Source organism: Nocardia cyriacigeorgica GUH-2 (assembly GCF_000284035.1).
Classification (GTDB): Bacteria; Actinomycetota; Actinomycetes; order Mycobacteriales; family Mycobacteriaceae; genus Nocardia; species Nocardia cyriacigeorgica_B.
Genome location: NC_016887.1, coordinates 3,759,194 through 3,778,066 on the forward strand (window position 1 = coordinate 3,759,194; position 18,873 = coordinate 3,778,066).

At 69.2% G+C, this 18,873-nt stretch carries 16 protein-coding genes and 1 pseudogene; 13 read left to right on the forward strand and 4 right to left on the reverse strand.

Going from position 1 to position 18,873, the window contains the following annotated elements; all coding sequences use genetic code 11:
* Nucleotides 1-12: 12 nt before the first annotated feature.
* Nucleotides 13-354, forward strand: coding sequence for an STAS domain-containing protein (locus NOCYR_RS16900; protein ID WP_014351613.1), 342 nt, complete (start codon nucleotides 13-15; stop codon nucleotides 352-354).
* 61 nt (nucleotides 355-415) lie between these two features.
* Here the strand turns inward: NOCYR_RS16900 and NOCYR_RS16905 are convergent, their stop codons facing one another.
* Nucleotides 416-1,456 carry an LLM class F420-dependent oxidoreductase gene (locus tag NOCYR_RS16905; protein WP_014351614.1) on the reverse strand — a complete coding sequence of 347 codons (1,041 nt, stop codon included), beginning with the start codon at nucleotides 1,454-1,456 and terminating at the stop codon, nucleotides 416-418.
* Between the two features lie 105 nt (nucleotides 1,457-1,561).
* Here NOCYR_RS16905 and NOCYR_RS16910 point away from each other — a divergent pair, with 105 nt between their 5' ends.
* From NOCYR_RS16910 to NOCYR_RS16950, 9 genes are all read left to right on the forward strand, one after another.
* A complete protein-coding gene (locus tag NOCYR_RS16910; RefSeq protein WP_014351615.1) occupies nucleotides 1,562-2,221 on the forward strand; it encodes a cyclodeaminase/cyclohydrolase family protein in 660 nt (219 codons plus the stop codon).
* 403 nt (nucleotides 2,222-2,624) lie between these two features.
* Nucleotides 2,625-2,927 (forward strand): hypothetical protein, encoded by a 303-nt coding sequence (locus NOCYR_RS16915; protein ID WP_014351617.1) that lies wholly within the window; start codon nucleotides 2,625-2,627, stop codon nucleotides 2,925-2,927.
* A gap of 217 nt (nucleotides 2,928-3,144) precedes the next feature.
* The gene (locus NOCYR_RS16920) at nucleotides 3,145-4,353 is read left to right on the forward strand and encodes a glycosyltransferase family 4 protein (RefSeq protein WP_048834232.1); all 1,209 of its coding nucleotides are present in this window, start codon (nucleotides 3,145-3,147) and stop codon (nucleotides 4,351-4,353) included.
* Complete coding sequence (locus tag NOCYR_RS16925; protein ID WP_048833459.1) at nucleotides 4,350-6,461, forward strand: glycogen debranching N-terminal domain-containing protein; 2,112 nt, start codon at nucleotides 4,350-4,352, stop codon at nucleotides 6,459-6,461. The genes NOCYR_RS16920 and NOCYR_RS16925 overlap by 4 nt, the downstream gene beginning before the upstream one ends.
* 105 nt (nucleotides 6,462-6,566) lie before the next feature.
* Nucleotides 6,567-7,334 carry a L,D-transpeptidase gene (locus tag NOCYR_RS16930; RefSeq protein WP_048833460.1) on the forward strand — a complete coding sequence of 256 codons (768 nt, stop codon included), beginning with the start codon at nucleotides 6,567-6,569 and terminating at the stop codon, nucleotides 7,332-7,334.
* A gap of 125 nt (nucleotides 7,335-7,459) precedes the next feature.
* Complete coding sequence (locus NOCYR_RS16935) at nucleotides 7,460-7,678, forward strand: hypothetical protein (RefSeq protein ID WP_014351621.1); 219 nt, start codon at nucleotides 7,460-7,462, stop codon at nucleotides 7,676-7,678.
* Between the two features lie 18 nt (nucleotides 7,679-7,696).
* Nucleotides 7,697-8,191: a hypothetical protein gene (locus tag NOCYR_RS16940; RefSeq protein WP_014351622.1), complete on the forward strand. Its 495-nt coding sequence runs from the start codon at nucleotides 7,697-7,699 to the stop codon at nucleotides 8,189-8,191.
* A 118-nt stretch (nucleotides 8,192-8,309) separates the two neighbouring features.
* On the forward strand, nucleotides 8,310-9,308 hold the full coding sequence (locus NOCYR_RS16945) for an Acg family FMN-binding oxidoreductase (RefSeq protein ID WP_014351623.1): 999 nt from the start codon (nucleotides 8,310-8,312) through the stop codon (nucleotides 9,306-9,308).
* Nucleotides 9,309-9,318: 10 nt separating this feature from the next.
* A complete protein-coding gene (locus NOCYR_RS16950) occupies nucleotides 9,319-10,179 on the forward strand; it encodes a universal stress protein (protein WP_014351624.1) in 861 nt (286 codons plus the stop codon).
* Between the two features lie 34 nt (nucleotides 10,180-10,213).
* On the opposite strand, the gene NOCYR_RS16955 is transcribed toward NOCYR_RS16950, so the two are convergent.
* Nucleotides 10,214-12,373 carry an ATP-binding cassette domain-containing protein gene (locus tag NOCYR_RS16955; protein WP_014351625.1) on the reverse strand — a complete coding sequence of 720 codons (2,160 nt, stop codon included), beginning with the start codon at nucleotides 12,371-12,373 and terminating at the stop codon, nucleotides 10,214-10,216.
* Between the two features lie 163 nt (nucleotides 12,374-12,536).
* Here NOCYR_RS16955 and NOCYR_RS16960 point away from each other — a divergent pair, with 163 nt between their 5' ends.
* Nucleotides 12,537-13,508, forward strand: a complete 972-nt coding sequence (locus NOCYR_RS16960) for a helix-turn-helix transcriptional regulator (RefSeq protein WP_048833462.1) — start codon at nucleotides 12,537-12,539, stop codon at nucleotides 13,506-13,508.
* A gap of 12 nt (nucleotides 13,509-13,520) precedes the next feature.
* Here the strand turns inward: NOCYR_RS16960 and NOCYR_RS16965 are convergent, their stop codons facing one another.
* A complete protein-coding gene (locus NOCYR_RS16965; protein ID WP_014351627.1) occupies nucleotides 13,521-14,564 on the reverse strand; it encodes an alpha/beta fold hydrolase in 1,044 nt (347 codons plus the stop codon).
* Nucleotides 14,565-14,834: 270 nt separating this feature from the next.
* Here NOCYR_RS16965 and NOCYR_RS16970 point away from each other — a divergent pair.
* A pseudogene (locus tag NOCYR_RS16970) lies at nucleotides 14,835-15,746 on the forward strand (ATP-binding cassette domain-containing protein).
* Nucleotides 15,743-17,332: an ABC transporter permease gene (locus NOCYR_RS16975; RefSeq protein WP_014351630.1), complete on the forward strand. Its 1,590-nt coding sequence runs from the start codon at nucleotides 15,743-15,745 to the stop codon at nucleotides 17,330-17,332. The pseudogene NOCYR_RS16970 and the gene NOCYR_RS16975 overlap by 4 nt, the downstream one beginning before the upstream one ends.
* A 49-nt stretch (nucleotides 17,333-17,381) precedes the next feature.
* Here the strand turns inward: NOCYR_RS16975 and NOCYR_RS16980 are convergent, their stop codons facing one another.
* Nucleotides 17,382-18,632 carry a cytochrome P450 gene (locus NOCYR_RS16980; protein ID WP_048834234.1) on the reverse strand — a complete coding sequence of 417 codons (1,251 nt, stop codon included), beginning with the start codon at nucleotides 18,630-18,632 and terminating at the stop codon, nucleotides 17,382-17,384.
* Between the last annotated feature and the right edge of the window lie 241 nt (nucleotides 18,633-18,873).

The following is an 18,873-nucleotide window of genomic DNA, read 5'->3' on the forward strand; positions in this document are numbered from 1 at the left end:
CTCACCGACACGATGACCACCGCTGTCACCACGCGCGACGGGGCGACCGTGCTCACGGTGACCGGGGAGGTCGACCTGGCCACGGCACCCGCCCTGGAGAACGCGATCGACGCGGCCCTCGGCAGCGAACCCGCGAGCCTGATCATCGACCTGACCGCGGTCACCTTCCTGGCCTCGGCGGGCATGGCGGCCCTGGTCGCGGCGCATCAGCGCGCCGGTGAGGCCACCTCGATCGCGGTGGTCGCCGATGGCCCGGCCACCAGCCGTCAGCTCAAGATGACCAGCCTCGATCAGGTCTTCGCCCTGCACACCACCCTGGACGCGGCCCTGGCCGAGCTACGCGGCGGCAACTGACCCCACCGAGACCACGGGCCCCGCACCGATTCGATCGGTGCGGGGCCCGTGGCTTTTCGGCTCAGTCGCAGAGCGAACGCAGCTGCTCGATCAGCCGGACCCGCTCGGCCGGGGTGGCCGCCATCGGCACCACATTGAGCACTGTCACGCCCGCCTCGGCGAAGGCGGCGACGCGCTCCTTGACGAAGCTCGCCGGACCGACCAGCGAGATGTCGCGGACCAGGTCATCCGGTACCACCTTGGCCGCTTCTTCCTTCTTGCCGGCCAGGTACAGCTCCTGGATGCGGTCGGCCTCGGCGCCGTAGCCGTACTTGGTGGCCAGGGTGTGATAGAAGTTCTTACCCTTGGCGCCCATGCCGCCGATGTAGAGGGCCAGATGCGGTTTCACGAATTCCAGTAGCGGCGTGACGTTCTCACCGATGGCCAGCGCCGGGCCCGCGTAGACGTCGAGCGCGCCCAGGGCCGGATCCCGATGCGCCAGACCGGCCGAGAGCGCGTCGCCCCAGACCTTCTCGGCCTGTTCGGGCAGGAAGAAGATCGGCTGCCAGCCCTCGGCGATCTCCGCGGCCAGCTGCACGTTCTTCGGCCCGAGCGCGGCCAGCAGCACCGGGATGCGTTCGCGCACCGGATGATTGATCAGCTTCAGCGGCTTGCCCAGGCCGGTGCCGCGGTCGGCGGGCAGCGGGATCTGGTAGTACTTGCCGTCGTATTCCAGCCGCTCACGCCGCCATACCTTGCGGCAGATCTCCACCAGTTCCCGGGTGCGGCCGATGGGCGCGTCGTAGGGCACGCCGTGGAAGCCCTCGATCACCTGCGGGCCGGAGGCGCCGAGACCGAGCAGGAACCGCCCGTCGGAGACGAAGTCCAGGCCCGCGGCGGTCATCGCGGTCAGGCTCGGGGTGCGGGTGTAGAGCTGCAGGATGCCCGAGGCCAGCTGGATACGCTCGGTCTTGGCGGCCAGGTACCCCAGGGCGCTCACCGCGTCGAACGAGTAGGCCTCCGGGACGAACACCACATCCAGGCCCGCCCGCTCGAGGTCGGCGACCTCGGCCGCGACCTCCTTGAAGCCCCCCGAATAATTGATACCCAATCCGATGCGCATAGCACTCAACATAGCCACGGGTATCCGACCGCCTGCCACCGGCCACACCCGGATGGCGGTAGGTTGAGTGCGCCCCGTCGTAGCAGAACGAAAGGCCACACCGCCGTGTCGCAGCCGACCACCTCGCATCCGGATCTCACGCCGAGCTTCGCCGACGCGACCGTCGCCGGATATCTGGCCGATCTGGCGGCCAAGGTGCCCGCGCCCGGCGGAGGCGCGGTCGCTGCGCTGCACGCGGCCCAGGGTGCGGCGCTGATCGCGATGGTCGCCCGCTACACCACCCGGGCCAAGGACGCCGAGCACCGTCCCGTCGTCGACCGGATCATCGAGGCCGCCGACGCGGCCAGGCAGCGGGCCCTCGCGCTCGCCGACGCCGACGCGGCCGCCTTCACCGCGGTGGGCGCGGCCTACAAGCTGCCCAAGAACACCCCCGAGGAGACCGAGGCCCGCTCGGCCGCGATCACCGCGGCGCTGATCGAGGCGGCCAGGGTGCCCGCCACGGTGGTCGACGAGGCCGACGAGGTGCTGTCGCTGGCCGCCGAACTGCTGCCGATCGGCAATCCCAACGTGGTCACCGATATCGGTGCCGCCGCCGACGCCGCCCGCGCGGCCGCGACGAGTTCGCGGCTCAATATCGAGATCAATGTCGGGTCGCTGTCGGCCGAGGACGGCGCCGCTTTCGCCGCGGCGCTGGGCCGGATCGAGACCATCATCGCCCGCGCCGACGCCGTGTACGCGGACGTGCTGCACGCGCTACGCGGCTGAACCCTCCCCTTCGACGGCCCGGCTGCTGCGGCGGCCGGGCCGTTGCCGCATCCGGGTACCCAGAAATAGGTAGCTCACACATAGCCAGCACGGCCTAAAACCGCCAAACGAACCCTCCGAGGTCACGATCGAGACATCGCGAAAGCCGCCCGCTCCCACCACAACTGCACTGTAGATGCCCGATTCGGGGTGAATTCCGGCGCGGAATCCGGCTTCGACCTGGGAACTGCCGAGTAGGTAACTGAGTGCGCGTACACTGGGCCGCGGTTGCGTGATACGCATCACTTCACGAACCGTTTTCAGGCTTCACCTGCTTTGTGCGTCACCACGAGTCACCAGCGTGATCGGCAGCCGGACCGGTTGCCGTAACTGTTAGCTCGAGCTCGACATGCAGGAGGTAACGGTGAGGATCGGGTACATCGCGGCGCCCCGGGCGCTCGAACCGGAGGAACTGGACCGCGAGTCGGAACAGGCATCCAGGATCGACGTCATCACGGTGCGCCAGGTCGTTTCCAACATCGCGGACTGCTCGGCCGATCCCGGCGAGCTGACCGTGGGACAGGCACGCCGCGCCCATGACATCCACCGCTACTGCTCACCCGAGTGCCTGGTTCTACGCCGAGCCAGGTACACGCTGAACGCGACGGCCACCGGCCGCGCAGCGTTCACGCTGGCCCCGGATCGGGCGGGAGCCGGCGCCGTGTAGATCATCCACGACGCTCGCTCGGACACCTCGCCTGTTGTCCGTGCAGCACTGCGCTGCTGCATGCTTGCGCCGCTCACCTTCGGCGCCAGTGATTTTCGTTGCAATCAGCTCCACCCACCGGCCGTCCGGCACGCCCTGCGCGCGCCACGGCCACTGTTGAGGAGGATTGACGTTGAGCACCATTTTCACTCACGAAGCCACCGATTCCGACTCCGACATGCTGGGCCGAAAACCCGGCAGCGACGCGGTGCCCGGCGCCTCCCGCCACCGGCCCCTGAACATCGTTCTCGTCGCTCCCCCGTATTTCGATGTCCCGCCCGCCGGGTACGGCGGGGTGGAGGCGGTGGTCGCCGAACTCGCCGACACCCTCGTCGCGCGCGGACATCAGGTCACCCTGCTCGGCGCCGGGAAGCCCGGTACCGCAGCGGAATTCATCCCGGTCTGGGATCGCATCCAGGCCGACCGGCTCGGCGATCCGTTCCCCGAGGTGGTCAACGCCCTCAAGGTGCGTCGCATCATCGAGGCGCTGGCGCGCAACCGGCCGATCGACATCATCCACGACCACACCTTCGCCGGACCGCTCAACGCCCCCGCCTACGAGGCGCTCGGCATCCCCACCGCCGTCACCGTGCACGGCCCGGTCGACGGCGATATGTGCGACTACTACGGCGCGCTCGACGAACACACCAGGCTGGTCGCGATCAGCGACCGCCAGCGCGCGCTGGCGCCGTCGTTCAACTGGATCGCCCGCGTGCACAATGCCTTGCGACCCAGCGAATGGCCGTTCCAGGTGGAGAAGAAGGACTACGCGCTGTTCCTGGGCCGCTACGCGCCGTACAAGGGCCCGCATCTGGCGCTGCACGCCGCCCACGAGGCCGGAATTCCGTTGATCCTGGCCGGTAAATGCAATGAGCCGCCGGAAAAGGCGTACTTCGCCAAGGAGATCGAGCCGCTGCTGACCGAGCGCGATCACGTCTTCGGCGAGGCCGACGCGGTGGCCAAGCGCCGGCTGCTGGCCTCGGCGCGCTGCCTGCTGTTCCCGATCCAGTGGGAGGAGCCCTTCGGCATCGTGATGATCGAGGCGATGGCCTGCGGCACCCCGGTGGTGGCGTTGCGCGGCGGCGCGGTCGAGGAAGTGGTCGTCGACGGGGTCACCGGCATCATCTGCGACGATCCGGCCGAACTGCCCGCCGCGATCGCGAAGGCAGGCGATCTGGATCCCTACGCGTGCCGCAAGCGCGTCGAAGAACTTTTCGGTGTCGATCAGCTCGGCGCCGGATACGAAGCGGCCTATTACCGCATACTCGAAGCGTGGGACGAATCCCATCGCCCGGCAGATGAATTGACCACCGTCGAGCTCCGGCGCAGCGGCCTGCTCGGTCTGCGCGCGGACAACGGCACGACACCGGCTTGGAGTCGAGCATGAGCGAACCCCTCAGGGTCCTCAATTCCGGTCAACCCGCCGCCGTCAACGGCGGCGGGGGGACCATCACCCTCGTCGAGGCGAGCACCTTCTGTCTGTCCGATCAGCTCGGCGATATCCATTCGGGGACCTCGCAGGGCTTGTTCTACCGGGACGCGCGGGTGATCTCGCGGTGGGAGCTGCGGCTGGACGGTCAAGCGGCCGAACAGCTCACGGTGCTCACCCCCGAGGCGTTCAAGGCGCGGTTCATCATGCGCAAGCAGCCGCGCCAGGGCATCGCCGACAGCACCGTGCTGGTGGTGCGCAAACGCATGATCGGCCAGGGTCTCAAAGAGGCGATCATCGTGCAGAACCTCGGCCACGAGGACACCGCAATGACCGTGACCCTGTTCGCCGACGCCGATTTCGCCGATCTGTTCGCGGTGAAGGAGGGGCGCAAACATCTCGGCAGCGCCGAGGCCCAATCCGTCGACGGTGAACTGCATCTGATCGACCACAACGATCCCGGTCGCGGCCTCACCATCAGCGCCAGCGGCGATCCGGTGATGCTGCCCGGCACGGTCACCTGGCAGGTGGTCGTGCCCGCGCACGGGCAGTGGAAGACCGAGATCCTGGCCCAGCCGGTGGTGGCGCACCGGCGGGTGCAGATGGCCTTCGGTGACGACGAGGACAGCCCGATCAGCCGGCTCAAGGCCTGGCGGGCCACCGCGACCGATCTGACCGCCACCGATTCCCGGCTCACCCAGGTGCTGCAACGCACCGAAAGCGATCTGGGCGCGCTGCGCATCGACGGTCGCGGCGACGGTTCGCCGGCGTATGTGGCCGCCGGCGCGCCCTGGTTCATGACGCTGTTCGGCCGCGACAGCCTGCTCACCTCGTGGATGGCGCTGCCGCTGGATTCGGCGCTGGCCGTCGGCACCTTGCGACAGCTGGCCAAGCTCCAGGGCACCAAGGTCGAACCGATCACCGAGGAGGAGCCGGGGCGGATCATGCACGAGATGCGCCACGGCCCGGCCGGCGGGCAGGTGCTCGGCGGCGAGGTGTACTACGGCTCGATCGATGCCACTCCGCTGTTCGTGATGCTGCTGGCCGAGTGCTGGCGCTGGGGCGCAGACGAATCGGTGATCCGGGAGCTGTTGCCCGCTGCCGACGCCGCGCTGGCCTGGATCGACGAGTACGGCGACGCCGACGGGGACGGCTTCATCGAGTACCGCCGCAAGACCGACCGCGGCCTCACCAATCAGGGCTGGAAGGACAGCTACGACGCGATCAACGACGCCAGCGGCCATCTGGCCGAACCGTCCATCGCGCTCAGCGAGGTGCAGGGTTACGCGTACGCGGCGCGGCTGGCCCGGGCCGAGCTGGCCGAGCATTTCGGCGACCACGAGACCGCGGTGCGGTTGCGCGGGCAGGCCGACGATCTCAAGTCCCGGTTCGACGAGGCGTTCTGGGTCGCCAAGAACGGCTGGTACGCCATCGCGCTGGACGGGCACAAGAATCAGGTCGACGCGCTGACCAGTAATGCCGCCCAATGCCTGTGGACGGGCATCGTCGCCGACGAGCGCGCCGCCGAGCTGATCGACAAGCTCGCCGACGCCTCGATGGACTCCGGTTTCGGGTTGCGCACCCTGGCCGCCACCATGGGCGCCTACAACCCGATGAGCTACCACAACGGCTCGGTCTGGCCACACGACACCGCCATCGCGGTGGCGGGATTGCAGCGCTACCGCCATATCCCCGGCGCCAGTGAGCTGGCCGAACGGCTCACCACCGGGCTGCTCGACGCCGCCGCCGAATTCGGGGGCCGGCTACCGGAGTTGTTCTGCGGATTCGGCCGCGGCGAGTTCCGCTCCCCCATCCCGTACCCGACCTCGTGCTCACCGCAGGCCTGGGCCAGTGCCGCGCCGCTGCTGCTGGTGCGTTCGTTCCTCGGGCTCACCCCCTGCGTGCCGAACCGGCGGCTCATCGTCACCCCGCGGCTACCGCGACGCTGGGGCAAGCTCGCGCTCACCGATATGCGGCTCGGGCCCGCCACCGTCACTCTGCACGCGGAGGGCTCGGAGATCCACGTGCACGGCCTACCCGATGACTGGCAGCTGGTGACGGAATAGCCCCGGCGCGTCGCGTAACGAGCAGGCAACAGCCGGTGTCGAAGTTGATCATGCGCGCATAGACTGGACCTCTGCCCACCACACCGTCTCGAAGGGGGTGGAGCCATGCGAAGCGTAGTTCGGCATTTGTTCCTGGCGACCGCGATCATGGCATTGGCCATGGTCGGGTCGGGCGCGGCGAACACCATGATGATCGACCGATCCCCGCCGGGCGCGGTGGCCGGGACGGTCGCCTCCATCACGCCGTCGGGCGGCCGGATGGTCGGCATCGCCCATCCGGTGACCATTCGATTCGACGCCGATGTCGCCGATCGGGCGGCCGCGGAGAAATCGGTGGCGATCACCGCCGACCGGCCGCTGCCCGGCACCTTCTCCTGGTCCGGTGATCGGCAACTGACCTGGACACCCACCGGTTACCTGCCCGCCAACGCCACCATCAGCGTGCGCTTCGGCGATCAGGTCCGCACCGAGTTCGCCACCAACGCCGGTGTCGTGGCCGATGCGGATATGTCGGCCCACACCTTCACCGTCAGCATCGGCGGTCAGGTGGTCCGGGTGATGCCGGCCTCCTACGGTAAGCCGGGCTGGGAGACTCCGACCGGCACGTTCCCGGTGCTGGAGAAGTTCCGCCACATCGTCTTCGATTCACGCACCATCGGTATCCCACTGGATTCGCCCGAGGGTTATCTGATCGACGGCGAGTACGGGGTGCGGCTGACCTGGGGCGGAGTGTTCGTCCATTCGGCACCGTGGTCGGTCGACGCCCAGGGCAACGCCAATGTCAGCCACGGCTGCATCAACCTCGCCCCCGGCGACGCGGCCTGGTACTACGAGAACGTCGGCATCGGCGACCCGGTCACCGCGCACTGGTGATCATCGCGGCCGCACCGGGCTGGTCGGACGACCCGCCCGGGCGGGTGTCGTGAGCCCCCATCGACCCGTCAGTCCAGTACAAATAGGTGGACCTGACGGAAGAACCTGACGAAGGTGGGGGCGTTATGGATCGACGGGACAGTGCGCGCGGGGACCAGGCGCCGTCCGGCAGCGAAGCGAGCGGCTCCGACGCGGATTATGTGGGCGAGTGGGCCGACTGGATGACGTCGCTGCCCGCGCCCCGCAAGATCCCGGCGGGCCGCCCGGCACCGCCCGGCCGGCAGGCGCCGCCGCGCATCGGCAGGCCCGAACCGCTCGAACGTCGCCGTGGCCTGCGGCTGTAGGCGCCACCGCTGCTGGCCTTGCTCGCCGCGTGCGCGCTGCTGGTGGCCGCGTATGCGCACTTCAACGGATCCAGCGACAAGCCGGCGACCGCCCAGCCTCGACCGGACCTGGTGATACCGGCGCCGTCCGGCGACTCCGCGGCCTGCGCGCCGGAACGGGTGGGCAACCGGATCCAGGGCAATGCCGCCGGTGGGGACGATTCCGGGACCGCGGCGATCTTCGCCTTCCAGCACGCCTTCTACGTCGCCCGGTCCGGGGAGCAGGCCCGCACCGTCGTCGCCCCCGGTGCGGCGGTGCCCTCTGCGGCCGATATCCAGCGCGGGATCGATTCGGTGCCGGCGGGTACCACCCACTGCCTGGCGATCAGCCCGGGCGCGTTCGTCGGCCAGTACACCGTCGTCGTCACCGAATACCGGCCGCAGACCCAGCCGATCACCTACAACCCGCAGCTCGTCACCACCGCCACGGTCGGCGGGCGCACGCTCATCACCGGGATCAGTCCCATCACCTGAGCGCCCGTTCGGCCCGCGGAGAGCACCCGTGCGACGGCCGTACCGGTCGACGCGGCACGGTGCGACATGCGACCGACGACCCTGGTCAGGCACCTGCGGGAGGGGCAGACTCGCAGATATGACCAACATCGACGAAGATCGGATCCCCGAGCATCCGACAGTGCTGGCCGCGCTGCGGCTGGCCTGCCGGGCGCCGTCGGTGCACAACACCCAGCCCTGGCGCTGGGTCTTCGACGGAACCCGGCTCCACCTCTACGGCGACGGCGAGCGCCGGCTGCATTCGGCCGATCCGCAGAGCAGGCAACTGGTGATCAGCTGCGGCGCGATGCTGCATCACGTGAGCACCGCCTTCGCCGCGCACGGCTGGCACACCGACATCACCCGGCTGCCCGATCCCGAGCATCGCGACCATCTGGCGACCCTCGAGTTCCGGCCCTGGCCGGACCCACCGCAGCGGCTGCTCGCCCTGGCCCGGGCGATCGATCGGCGCCACACCGACCGGCTGCCCATGCTCGCCCCACCGCGCTGGGACGACCTCGCCGCCGGCGTGCGCACCCTGGTCTCGGCCTACGAGATCGAATTCGACGAGCTCGACGATTCGGTGCGCCCGCGCCTGGCCGCGGCCTCGGAACAGTCCTCGGCCCTGCGCCGCCACGACCCGCACTATCAGCACGAATTGCACTGGTGGGCGGGCAATACCGCCAATCTCGACGGCATCCCGGCCTCCGCGCTGGCCTCCAACGCCGAACTCGCGCAGGTGGGTGTCGGCCGCGATTTCCCGGCCGGGCCGCGTTCGCTGCGGCGCGGCGATCTCGACGATCACGCCCGGCTCGCAGTGCTCAGCTCGCCCGAGGACGCTCCACTGCATTGGCTGCGCACCGGCGAAGCCCTGTCGGCGGTGCTGCTGGAATGCACGGCGGCCGGGCTGGCGACGTGTCCGCTCACCCATATCACCGAGTTGCCGTCGAGCCGGCGCATCATCGCCGGCCTCATCCCGAAGCCCGGTGTGCCACAGGTGGTGGTGCGGATCGGGGCCACACCCGAGGAGCCGGAGCAGCCGCCCACACCCCGGCGCCCGGTGGCCGAGTTCTTCACCGTGCACCGGACCGCGAGCTGAGGAGCCGGCCATGACACCCGACAGCGCACCGGTCGTCGTCGGTGCCGACGGCTCCCGCTCCGCCATCGGCGCGGTGCGCTGGGCCGCCGCCGACGCCGCCCGCCACGGCAGCCCGCTGCACATCGTGTACGCGATCGGGGTGCCGATCGATGTGGGCCCCACCCTCGGCTACGCCCCGATCGACGCCGAAAGCTACCGCAAGGCCGGACAGCACGCCCTCGACGAAGCCCGCGAGATCGCCACCGCGGCGGCCGCGCCGATCGGCCCGATCGAGATCGAGACCATCGTGCGCGAGGCCGCGCCGGTGCCGTTGCTGCGCGACCGTTCCGCCACGGCCCGAATCCTGGTTGTCGGCACGCGCGGTCTCGGCGCGCTGCGGCGCGGTCTGCTCGGTTCGGTGAGTACCTCGCTGGCCCGGCACGCGCACTGCCCGGTCGCGGTGATCCCCGAATTCGCCGAGCGCACCGCGGGTCCGGTGGTGGTCGGCACCGATTGTTCGCCGAGCAGCGCGCACGCCATCGCGGTGGCCTTCGATCAGGCCGCAGGCCGCGGCGCCGAACTGGTGGCGGTGACGGCCTGGTCGGAGTTCTACCGCTACCTCTCGCGCGCCGAACTCGACGCCGAGGCGCGGGCGAAACTCGCGGAGGCCCTGGCGCCGTGGCAGATCCGATATCCGGACGTTCCGGTGCGCTTGGTCGTCGCCGAAGAACGCCCCGCGCGGTTATTGCTCGACACCGCCGCCGACGCACAGCTGCTCGTCGTCGGCAGCCATGGGCACGGCGGCTTCGTCGGGATGACGCTCGGCTCGGTGAGCCAGGCGGTGCTGCATGCCGGCGAATGCCCGGTGATCATCGCCCGCTCGGCATCCTGACCGGCGGCATTGCCGGGCAAGCGAATCCGCGCGATCAGCTCATCATCTCCCGCAGCGCCCGCCCGGTGGCCGACTCGGCGCAGGCCGCCAGCTGGTCGGGTGTGCCCTCGACGAGGATGCGTCCGCCGTGGCGGCCCGGCCCCGGGCCGAGGTCGATGATGCGGTCGGCGCGCCGGATGACCTCCAGGTTGTGCTCGATGACGACCACCGTGTCGCCTGTGCCGACCAGGGTGTCCAGCACGCCGAGCAGGGTGTCGATATCGGACAGGTGTAGTCCGGTCGTCGGCTCGTCGAGGATGTAGAGCGTGTGCTCGGCGCGGGCGGCCAGCTCCTTGGCGATCTTCAGGCGCTGACATTCCCCACCGGACAGCGTGGTCAGCGATTGCCCCAGCCGCAGATAGCCGAGGCCGACATCGGCGATGTGCTCGAGCGCGGCGGCGATCGCGGGCGCGGTCAACCGGCGCAGCGCCTCCTCGACGGTGAGGTCGTCGATGTCAGCGATGGACAGCCCGTCCACCCGGTACCCGAGCACCTCCTCGGTGAACCGGCGCCCGCCGCAGGTCTCGCACACGACCTCCTGACCGTCCATGAACGCCAGGTCGGTATAGATGACGCCGAGACCCTTGCAGACCGGGCAGGCGCCGGCGGAGTTGGCGCTGAACAGCGCGGCGGGCACCCCGTTGTGGCGGGCGAACAACTTGCGGATGGCGGGTGCGATCCCGGTGTAGGTGATCGGCGTCGACCGCCGGTTGGTGCTCACCGGCCGCTGGTCGACAACAGTGGCCGGATGCTGGGCGGCCAGTTCGGCCGCGAGGCTCGATTTGCCCGAACCCGCCACACCGGTGAAGACGGTGAGCACGCCGGTGGGGATGTCGACGTCGAGTCCGGTCAGGTTGTTGCGGGTGGCGTTCTCGATCCGGATCTTCCCGGCGGCCGTGCGCGGTGGCCGGGACGTGCGCTGCCGGCGCAGGCCGCGGCCGGTGGGTGTGTCGGCGCGCGCCAGGGCCTCGAACCCGCCTTGGAACACCACGCGTCCACCGTCGACGCCCGCGCCCGGCCCGATCTCGACGATCTGATCGGCGATGCGCAGCACATCCGGATCGTGTTCCACCACGAGCACCGCATTGCCCTTGTCCCGCAGCCGTTTCAGCAGCTCGGTCATCGCCCGCACGTCGTGCGGATGCAGTCCGATGGTCGGTTCGTCGAAGATGTAGAGCATTTCGGTGAGGCTGCTGCCCAGGTGCCGGATGGTCTTGATGCGCTGGGATTCCCCGCCCGACAGTGTCAGCGTCGGACGTGCGAGCGTCAGGTAGCCGAGCCCGATGGTCACCAGGGCGCCGAGACGTTCGCGCAGTGCGGCCACCACAGGCGCGACCTCGGGTTCGCGCACGCCGGCGATGACGTCGACCAGCTCGTCGATCTCCATGCGCCCGAGTTCGACAATGGTGTGCCCCAGCACCGTCGCCGTGCGCGCCTCGGCATTGAGCCGCACGCCGCCGCACTCCCGGCACGTTTCGGCATGGGTGAATCGTTGCACCACCGCCTGTTTGCGCTCCGACATCTCGTCGGCGGTGTGCAGGTAGATCCGCTCGAATCGTTCGACCACACCCTCGTAGTCCTTCGGTGGGCGTGTGCCCAGCCGCGCGGCCGCCTCGCCGCCGTAGAGCAACGCTTGCCGTTGTTCGGGTGTCCAGTCCCGCAGCGGTGTGCTCGGATCGAAGGAGCCGATATCGGCGTACTGCTTGTACCAGAACTGCCCGTTGCCGAAGCCGGGCAACAGGATCGCGCCCTGCTCCAGCGACTTGCCCAAATCCAGCACCCGCTCGACGTCGGTGGCCAGCGTCTCGCCCAGACCGGCGCAGGCCGGGCACATGCCGGCCGGATCGTTGAACGAGAAGTGGTTGGACTCCCCCACATACGGCGTGCTCACCCGGGAGTACAGCAACCGCAGGTAGGTGTAGGCGTCGGTGATGGTGCCGACGGTGGAGCGGGCATTGCCGCCGAGGCGTTTCTGGTCGATCACCACCACCGGCGACAGGCCGTCGATCGCGTCCACGTCCGGTCTGCTCCAGCGCGGCAGCCGGTTGCGCACGAACGGCGGGTAGGTCTCGTTGAGCTGGTACCCGGCCTCGGCTGCGATGGTGTCGAACACCAGCGACGATTTGCCCGAACCGGAGACCCCGGCGAACACCACGAGCTGTCCGCGCGGGATGTCGATATCGAGATCGCGCAGGTTGTTGGTCCGTGCTGCCCGGATACGGATCGCGCGCTCCGGGGCGGTAGCTGATCGAGTCACACTTCGACGGTAAGGGCAGATGCGGCCGGATCTTGACCGCAATTGATGGGACAGTGGTGGCATGTCCGATACGACGGGCCGGATGCTGGAACTACTGGCCACCTTGCAGACCGGCCGGCGCTTCAGTGGCCGCGATCTGTCGGCCCGGCTCGGCATCAGCGCGCGCACGCTGCGCCGCGACATCGACCGGTTGCGCGCCTACGGATATCCCGTCACCACCCAGCCGGGGCCGACGGGCTATTACCAGCTGGCGGCCGGGCGCACATTGCCCCCGCTGGTGCTCGACGACGACGAAGCCGTGGCCACCCTCATCGCGCTGGCCCTGCTCGGGGCCACCACCCCAGACGAGCCGCCGCGCGAACAGCACACCGATATCGGTATCGCCGCCGATCGGGCGTTCGGCAAGATCGACCAATTCCTGCCCAACCGGCTGCGATTACGCGCCGAAGCGGTTCGGGCCTCGCTCGAAGCGGCGCCGCTGATCGCGCCCTCGGTCGATGCCGAACTGCTGGCCCTGCTCGGTGCTGCGGCGGGCGCGCACGAACGGGTCGACTTCGACTACACCGACAAGTCCGGCGCTCGTTCGGCTCGCCGGGTGGAACCGTACCGGCAGGTCAACCTGCATCTGCGCTGGTATCTGCTGGCCTGGGATCTCGATCGGGGCGACTGGCGTACTTTCCGGCTGGACCGGATCACCAACGCCAGGGCCAGCGGTGCCCGATTCACACCGCGTCCGCTGCCCGCCGAATCCGGCATCGCGTATCTGCGCGCCGGTCTCACCGCACGCCGCTACCGCGCGGTCGCGGTGGTCGACGCGTCCGCCGCGACGATCCGCGACGCCCTGAAGTTCCAGGACTGCGATATCGAGGCGCTGGGCGCGGACCGGTCACGGGTGATCACCCGAGTCGACTCCTTCGAATGGCTGGTGCTCCAACTCGCCCTCACCGGCGCCGATTTCGTCATCGAGGAGCCGGCCGAGTTCCGCGACCGCTGCCGCGAACTGGGTGAGCGGCTACTGCGCGCGGCGACCTGAACCCAGAACGGCTCAGCGCGTGAGGAATTCGTCGATCAGGCGCCAGGTGGTCTCGCGGGCGGAAGGCCCCGCCAGGATGCCCAAGTGGCCGCCGGGCACCTCTTCGAACCGCACCTCCGCGCCGGTGAGCACATCGAGACCGGCCCGGGCCGCCGCAGCGGGCACCACCAGGTCGGTCCGGCTGCCCAGAATCAGCACCGGGCAGGTGAGTTTGGCGGTTTCGACCACCAGATCCGACCGCAGCCGGATGGTGCCGGTGACGAGCTCGTTGCGCAGGATGAACGACCGGTGGATCTGGCGGTAGAGCCGGCCCGGGTAGCCCGGCATCATCGCCATGAACCGGTCGATGGCCTCCATCCGGGCCAGCGCGTCCTCGTCCAGTATATTGCGCGCCACGAACAGTGGCCGGGTCAGTTCACGCTGGAAGGCCTGCACCCGGAAGCCGGTGCGCACGATGTAGCTGGGGATACCGCCGAACACCCAGGTCGCGAGATCGACCTCGCGTCCGCCGGTGACGGCGCCGAGCATCCGCAGCGGCGCCACGGTGACGGTCTTGCGCTGGTCGAACGGCGGTGCGATGGCGGTGATGGAGGCGATCGGCAGATCGGCGTGCCCGGCACCGGCCAGCACCGCCAGGATGCCGCCCAGCGACCATCCGACGACGTCGACTCCAGCACCCCCGTGCTCCTCGCTGACCCGCCGGATCGCGGTCGGCACGATGTCGTGGGTCCACTCCTCCAGCCCGAGGTCGCGATCGGCGTAGGTCATCTCGCCGTAGTCGATGACATAGGGCTGCCTGCCGGTCTCAAGCAGGAACCGCACGAAGCTCTGGTCCTCGCGCAGGTCGAAGCAGGCCGGGGTGACCGCCAGCGGCGGCACCAGCAGCACCGGACGCTGCGCCGACGGTTCGTCGCGATCGAACCGGCGCAGGCAGCGGTGCGGTTCGTCGTAGACAACCGTGGACGGCGCCGGCGCGTACGGCTCGATGCCGTCACCGAACGACAGCGACCAGATATTGCGCGCGGCGCGCGGTAGATCCCCCACTAGCGACACCATGTGAGCCCCTCAACGCCTTTCAACCTCGGCAACGCGATAACTTACTATACGGTAAGTTAACCGGGCCTCTCAAATTGTGGCACCGATCACTCGCTCGCGGAGCCGGTCGAACGCCCAGTAGGTGAACGACCGATCAGGCCGGAGACTCCGGCTTCCGGGCCCGCTGCGCCGTCGGTTGCATCGATGTACCCGGCTTCTGCGGATAACGACGCCGCACCGGTGATTCCCAGTTGACCAGTGCCGAGCCGCCGAGCTGACTACCGTTGAACCATGTCTGCGGCAATCGATATCTCCCAGCTGGTCAAGACTTTCGGCCGCACCCGTGCGCTGGACGGGCTCGACCTGCAAGTGGCCACCGGCGAGGTGCACGGCTTCCTCGGCCCCAACGGCGCCGGCAATCCACCACCATCCGGGTGCTGCTGGGGCTGTTGCGCGCCGACAGCGGCACCGCGACGCTGCTCGGCGGCGACCCGTGGGAGCACGGCGCCGAACTGCACCGGCGACTGGCGTATGTGCCCGGCGATGTGAACCTGTGGCCCGGCCTCACCGGCGGCGAGGTGATCGACCTGATGGGAAAGCTGCGCGGCGGCCTGGACGACAAGCGCCGCGCCGAACTCCTCGAACGCTTCGACCTGGACCCGACCAAGAAGGGCCGCACCTACTCCAAGGGGCAACCGCCAGAAAGTGGCGCTGGTAGCCGCGCTGGCCTCCGATGTGGAACTGCTGATGCTGGACGAACCGACCTCGGGCCTCGATCCGCTGATGGAAGCGGTCTTCCAGGAATGCATCGACGAGGTCAAGAAACAGGGCCGCACGGTACTGCTGTCCAGCCATATCCTCGCGCAGGTGGAGGCGCTGTGCGATCGGGTGACGATCATCCGGCACGGTAAGGCCATCGAATCGGGCAGCCTCGCCGACCTGCGCCACCTCACCCGCACCTCCATCTCCTGCGAGACCAGCCGCCCGCCGACCGGCCTGGACGAGCTGGCGGGGGTGCACGATCTGGTGGTCGAGGGCAATCGGGCCCGGTTCCAGGTCGATACCGTCGACCTGGACGCAGCCATCGGCCATCTCACCGGCTTCGGCATCCGCACCCTGACCAGTCAGCCGCCCACCCTCGAAGAGCTGTTCCTGCGCCACTACGGCGATGAGCTCGCGGCCTCGGGGGTGCAGGAATCGTGACCACCACGACGCTGACCGGCACCGGCATCCTCACCCGTTTCTTCCTGCGCCGGGAGCGGATCGCGCTGATCTTCTGGATCCTCGGCGGCACCTTCATCTACTACTCGCAGGCCGTGGGCGTCGACGTCGCCTATCCGACGCAGGCCGATCTGGACCGGGTCGCGGCCAGCATGCAGGGCAATGCCGCGATGGTGGCGATGGCGGGGCCGCCCCGGGTGCTCGACACCATCGACGGTCAGGTCGCCTTCCAGGCCAGCGCGTTCGGCATGATCGTGGCCGGGCTGATGAGCATGTTCCTGGTCGGCAGGCATACCAGGGCCAACGAGGAGACCGGCCGCGACGAACTCATCCGCTCGGGCGTGGTCGGCAGGCATGCGGCCTTCACCGGCGCGACCATCGTCGCGGTGGCGGCCAATCTGGTCTACGGCCTCGCGGTGGCGTTGAGCCTGATCTCCTACGGGTTGCCTGCGGCCGGGTCGATCGCGCTCGGCGTCGGCGCCACCTGCGCGGGCCTGGTGTTCATGGCGGTCGCGCTGCTGGCCGCCCAGCTCACCGAGAGCACCCGCGCCGTCTACGGCATCACCGGTGCGGCGATCGCGGTGTCGTATGTGCTGCGCGCGGTCGGCGATGTGGGCAACGGTGTGCTGTCGTGGTTCTCGCCGCTGGGCTGGGGCCAGGCCATGCGGCCCTACGACGGCGAGGTCTGGTGGCCGGCGCTGCTGTCGCTGGCGGTAGCCGTCGCGGTGACGCTGGTGGCGCGGCGCGTGCTCGACCACCGCGATTTCGGCGCGGGCGTACTGCCGCCGCGGCCCGGCCCGGCGCGGGCGGGTGAATCGTTGCAGAGCGCGTTCGGGCTGGCCTGGCGGCTGCAACGGGGTTCGCTGATCGGCTGGTCGGTCGGAATGCTGCTGGCCGGACTGGCGTTCGGCTCGATCGGCAACGATGTGAGCGATCTACTCGGCGATGTCGATATCGCCGAGATGCTCGGCGCGGACGTGGGCAGTCTGGTTGACGCCTTCTACGCCATGTCCGCCGGACTGCTGGCGCTGATCGGTTCGGCCTACACCATCTCGTCGGGATTGCGCCCTCGCGCGGAGGAGGCGGCCGGGCGAGTCGAGCCGCTGCTGTCCACCGATCTGCCGCGACTGCGGTGGCTGGCCGGGCATCTGGTGATCATGCTGGCCGGCTCCGCGGTGGTGCTGGCGCTCGGCGGATTCGGCATGGGGCTGATGTACGGGGTGATGACCGGCGACATGTCGCAGCTGCTTCCGCTGCTGGGCGCCTCGCTGACCTATTTGCCCGCGGTGTGGGTGCTGGGCGGAATCACTATGGTGCTGTTCGGCTTTCTGCCGCTGGCCACCGTGGGGGCGTGGGTCGCGCTGGCGTTCTGCTTCGTGGTGCTGATGTTCGGGGCGACGCTGAAGTTCCCGGACTGGCTGATGAGTATCTCCCCGTTCGACAACATCCCCCTGGTCCCCGCGGTAGATTTCGCGCCGGCGCCGGTGCTGATCACCGCGGGGGTGGCGATCGTGTTGTGCGCGGTGGGCGCGTTCGGATTCCGGCACCGGGATATCGAAACGAACTGATCGACAGGCGTGGGCCGCTTCCCGGACCAGCGGGAAGCGGCCCGGTTCGCTATCGCACGGTCAGCGGCGGCGACGGCGGGAACACCACCGGCATGGCGGCCAGCGCCCGGTGGAACGGGCCGGGACGCCAGCTCAGCTGATCGGCCGGCACCGCCAGTTTCATCTCCGGCAGCACGTCCAGCAGCTGGTCGATCGCGTCCTGAACCACCAGGTAGGCCACCGATTTGGCCGGACAGGCATGCGGGCCCGCACTCCACGACAGATGCGAGCGATTGTCGACGTAGCGCCCGACACTGACCTCCGGATCGTTGTTGCACCCGGTCATGCTGATCACCACCGGCTGATGCGCGGGCAGCCACACCCCATCGATGAGGATCGGCTGACGCGGATAGCTCACGCAGAAATTCGCCATCGGCGGGTCGGTGAACAGCACCTCGTCGAGCGCGTCACGGGTGGACAGGCTGCCGCCGAGCACGCTGCCGGCGAAACGATCGTCGGTCAGCATCAACAGCACGGTATTGACGATCAGGTTCTGCTGCGGCTCGATCCCCGCCCCATAGAGGGTGACCAGCTGGTGGATCATCTCCTCTTCGGTGAGCGCCGCCGGATGATTCAACAACCTGGTCGCGATGTCGTCACCGGGGTGCGCGCGTTTGGCGGTGACCAGCTCCAATACCGCCTCGGTGATCATCGCATTGCCGCGCTCGGCGTCGATGCCGTCGAAGATCGCCTGCATCCCGGTCGCCACCCGCTGCCCGAGTTCGGCGGGGAAACCGAGGATCTCGTTGAGCACGGCGAAGGTGAGGGGGAACGCGTACTGGCTGATCAGCTCCGCGCGGCCGGATTCGCAGAAGGTGTTGATCAGCGGGATGGCGATCTTCTCCACCGTGCTGTGCAGGGTGTGCAGATCCACGCCGTTGATGGCCTCGGTGTAGGCCTGCCGGTACCGGGTGTGCTCGGCGCCGGTGCTGCGCAACGCCTGCGGGCGCCATTCCAGCAGCGGTAGCACCGGGCAGTCGGCCGGGATGTCCTTCTGCCATACCCGCGGGTCGGCCGGGAAATGGTCCGGATCGTTGAGGATGCGCACCGCGGTGCGATAACCGATCACCAGCGTGGCGGGCACACCCGGCGCCAGTTCCACCGGGACGAGGGCGCCGTAGCGCTGACGCATCTCCCGGTAGGCGCGGTGCGGATCGGCGGCGAATTCGGCCGCGTAGAGCGAGATACGAGGCCCGTCGGTATCCATCGGCATGGCGTGCGCGACGGGACAGGATCGGCCGGTTTCGGCGAGTTGGTGCATGGTCACGATACGAACTCCAGGTCTGACCTCGGCGAAAGCCGACCGGACGGCGCCGGGTCACCGTCGGGTCGTCCGCCGTAGGGCCCGGCCGGGGCGCGGCGCTGCGCCCGCGTGCCCTGCCCACGAGAAAACGATCCGCGAACGCGGCGGTTCCGAACCGGCCGTGCACAGCCGCGTCGAAGTCCCGCCGCACCGCTGCCGCTCCCGAAACGTGTTCGGGAGCGGAACTCTCACATAGCCC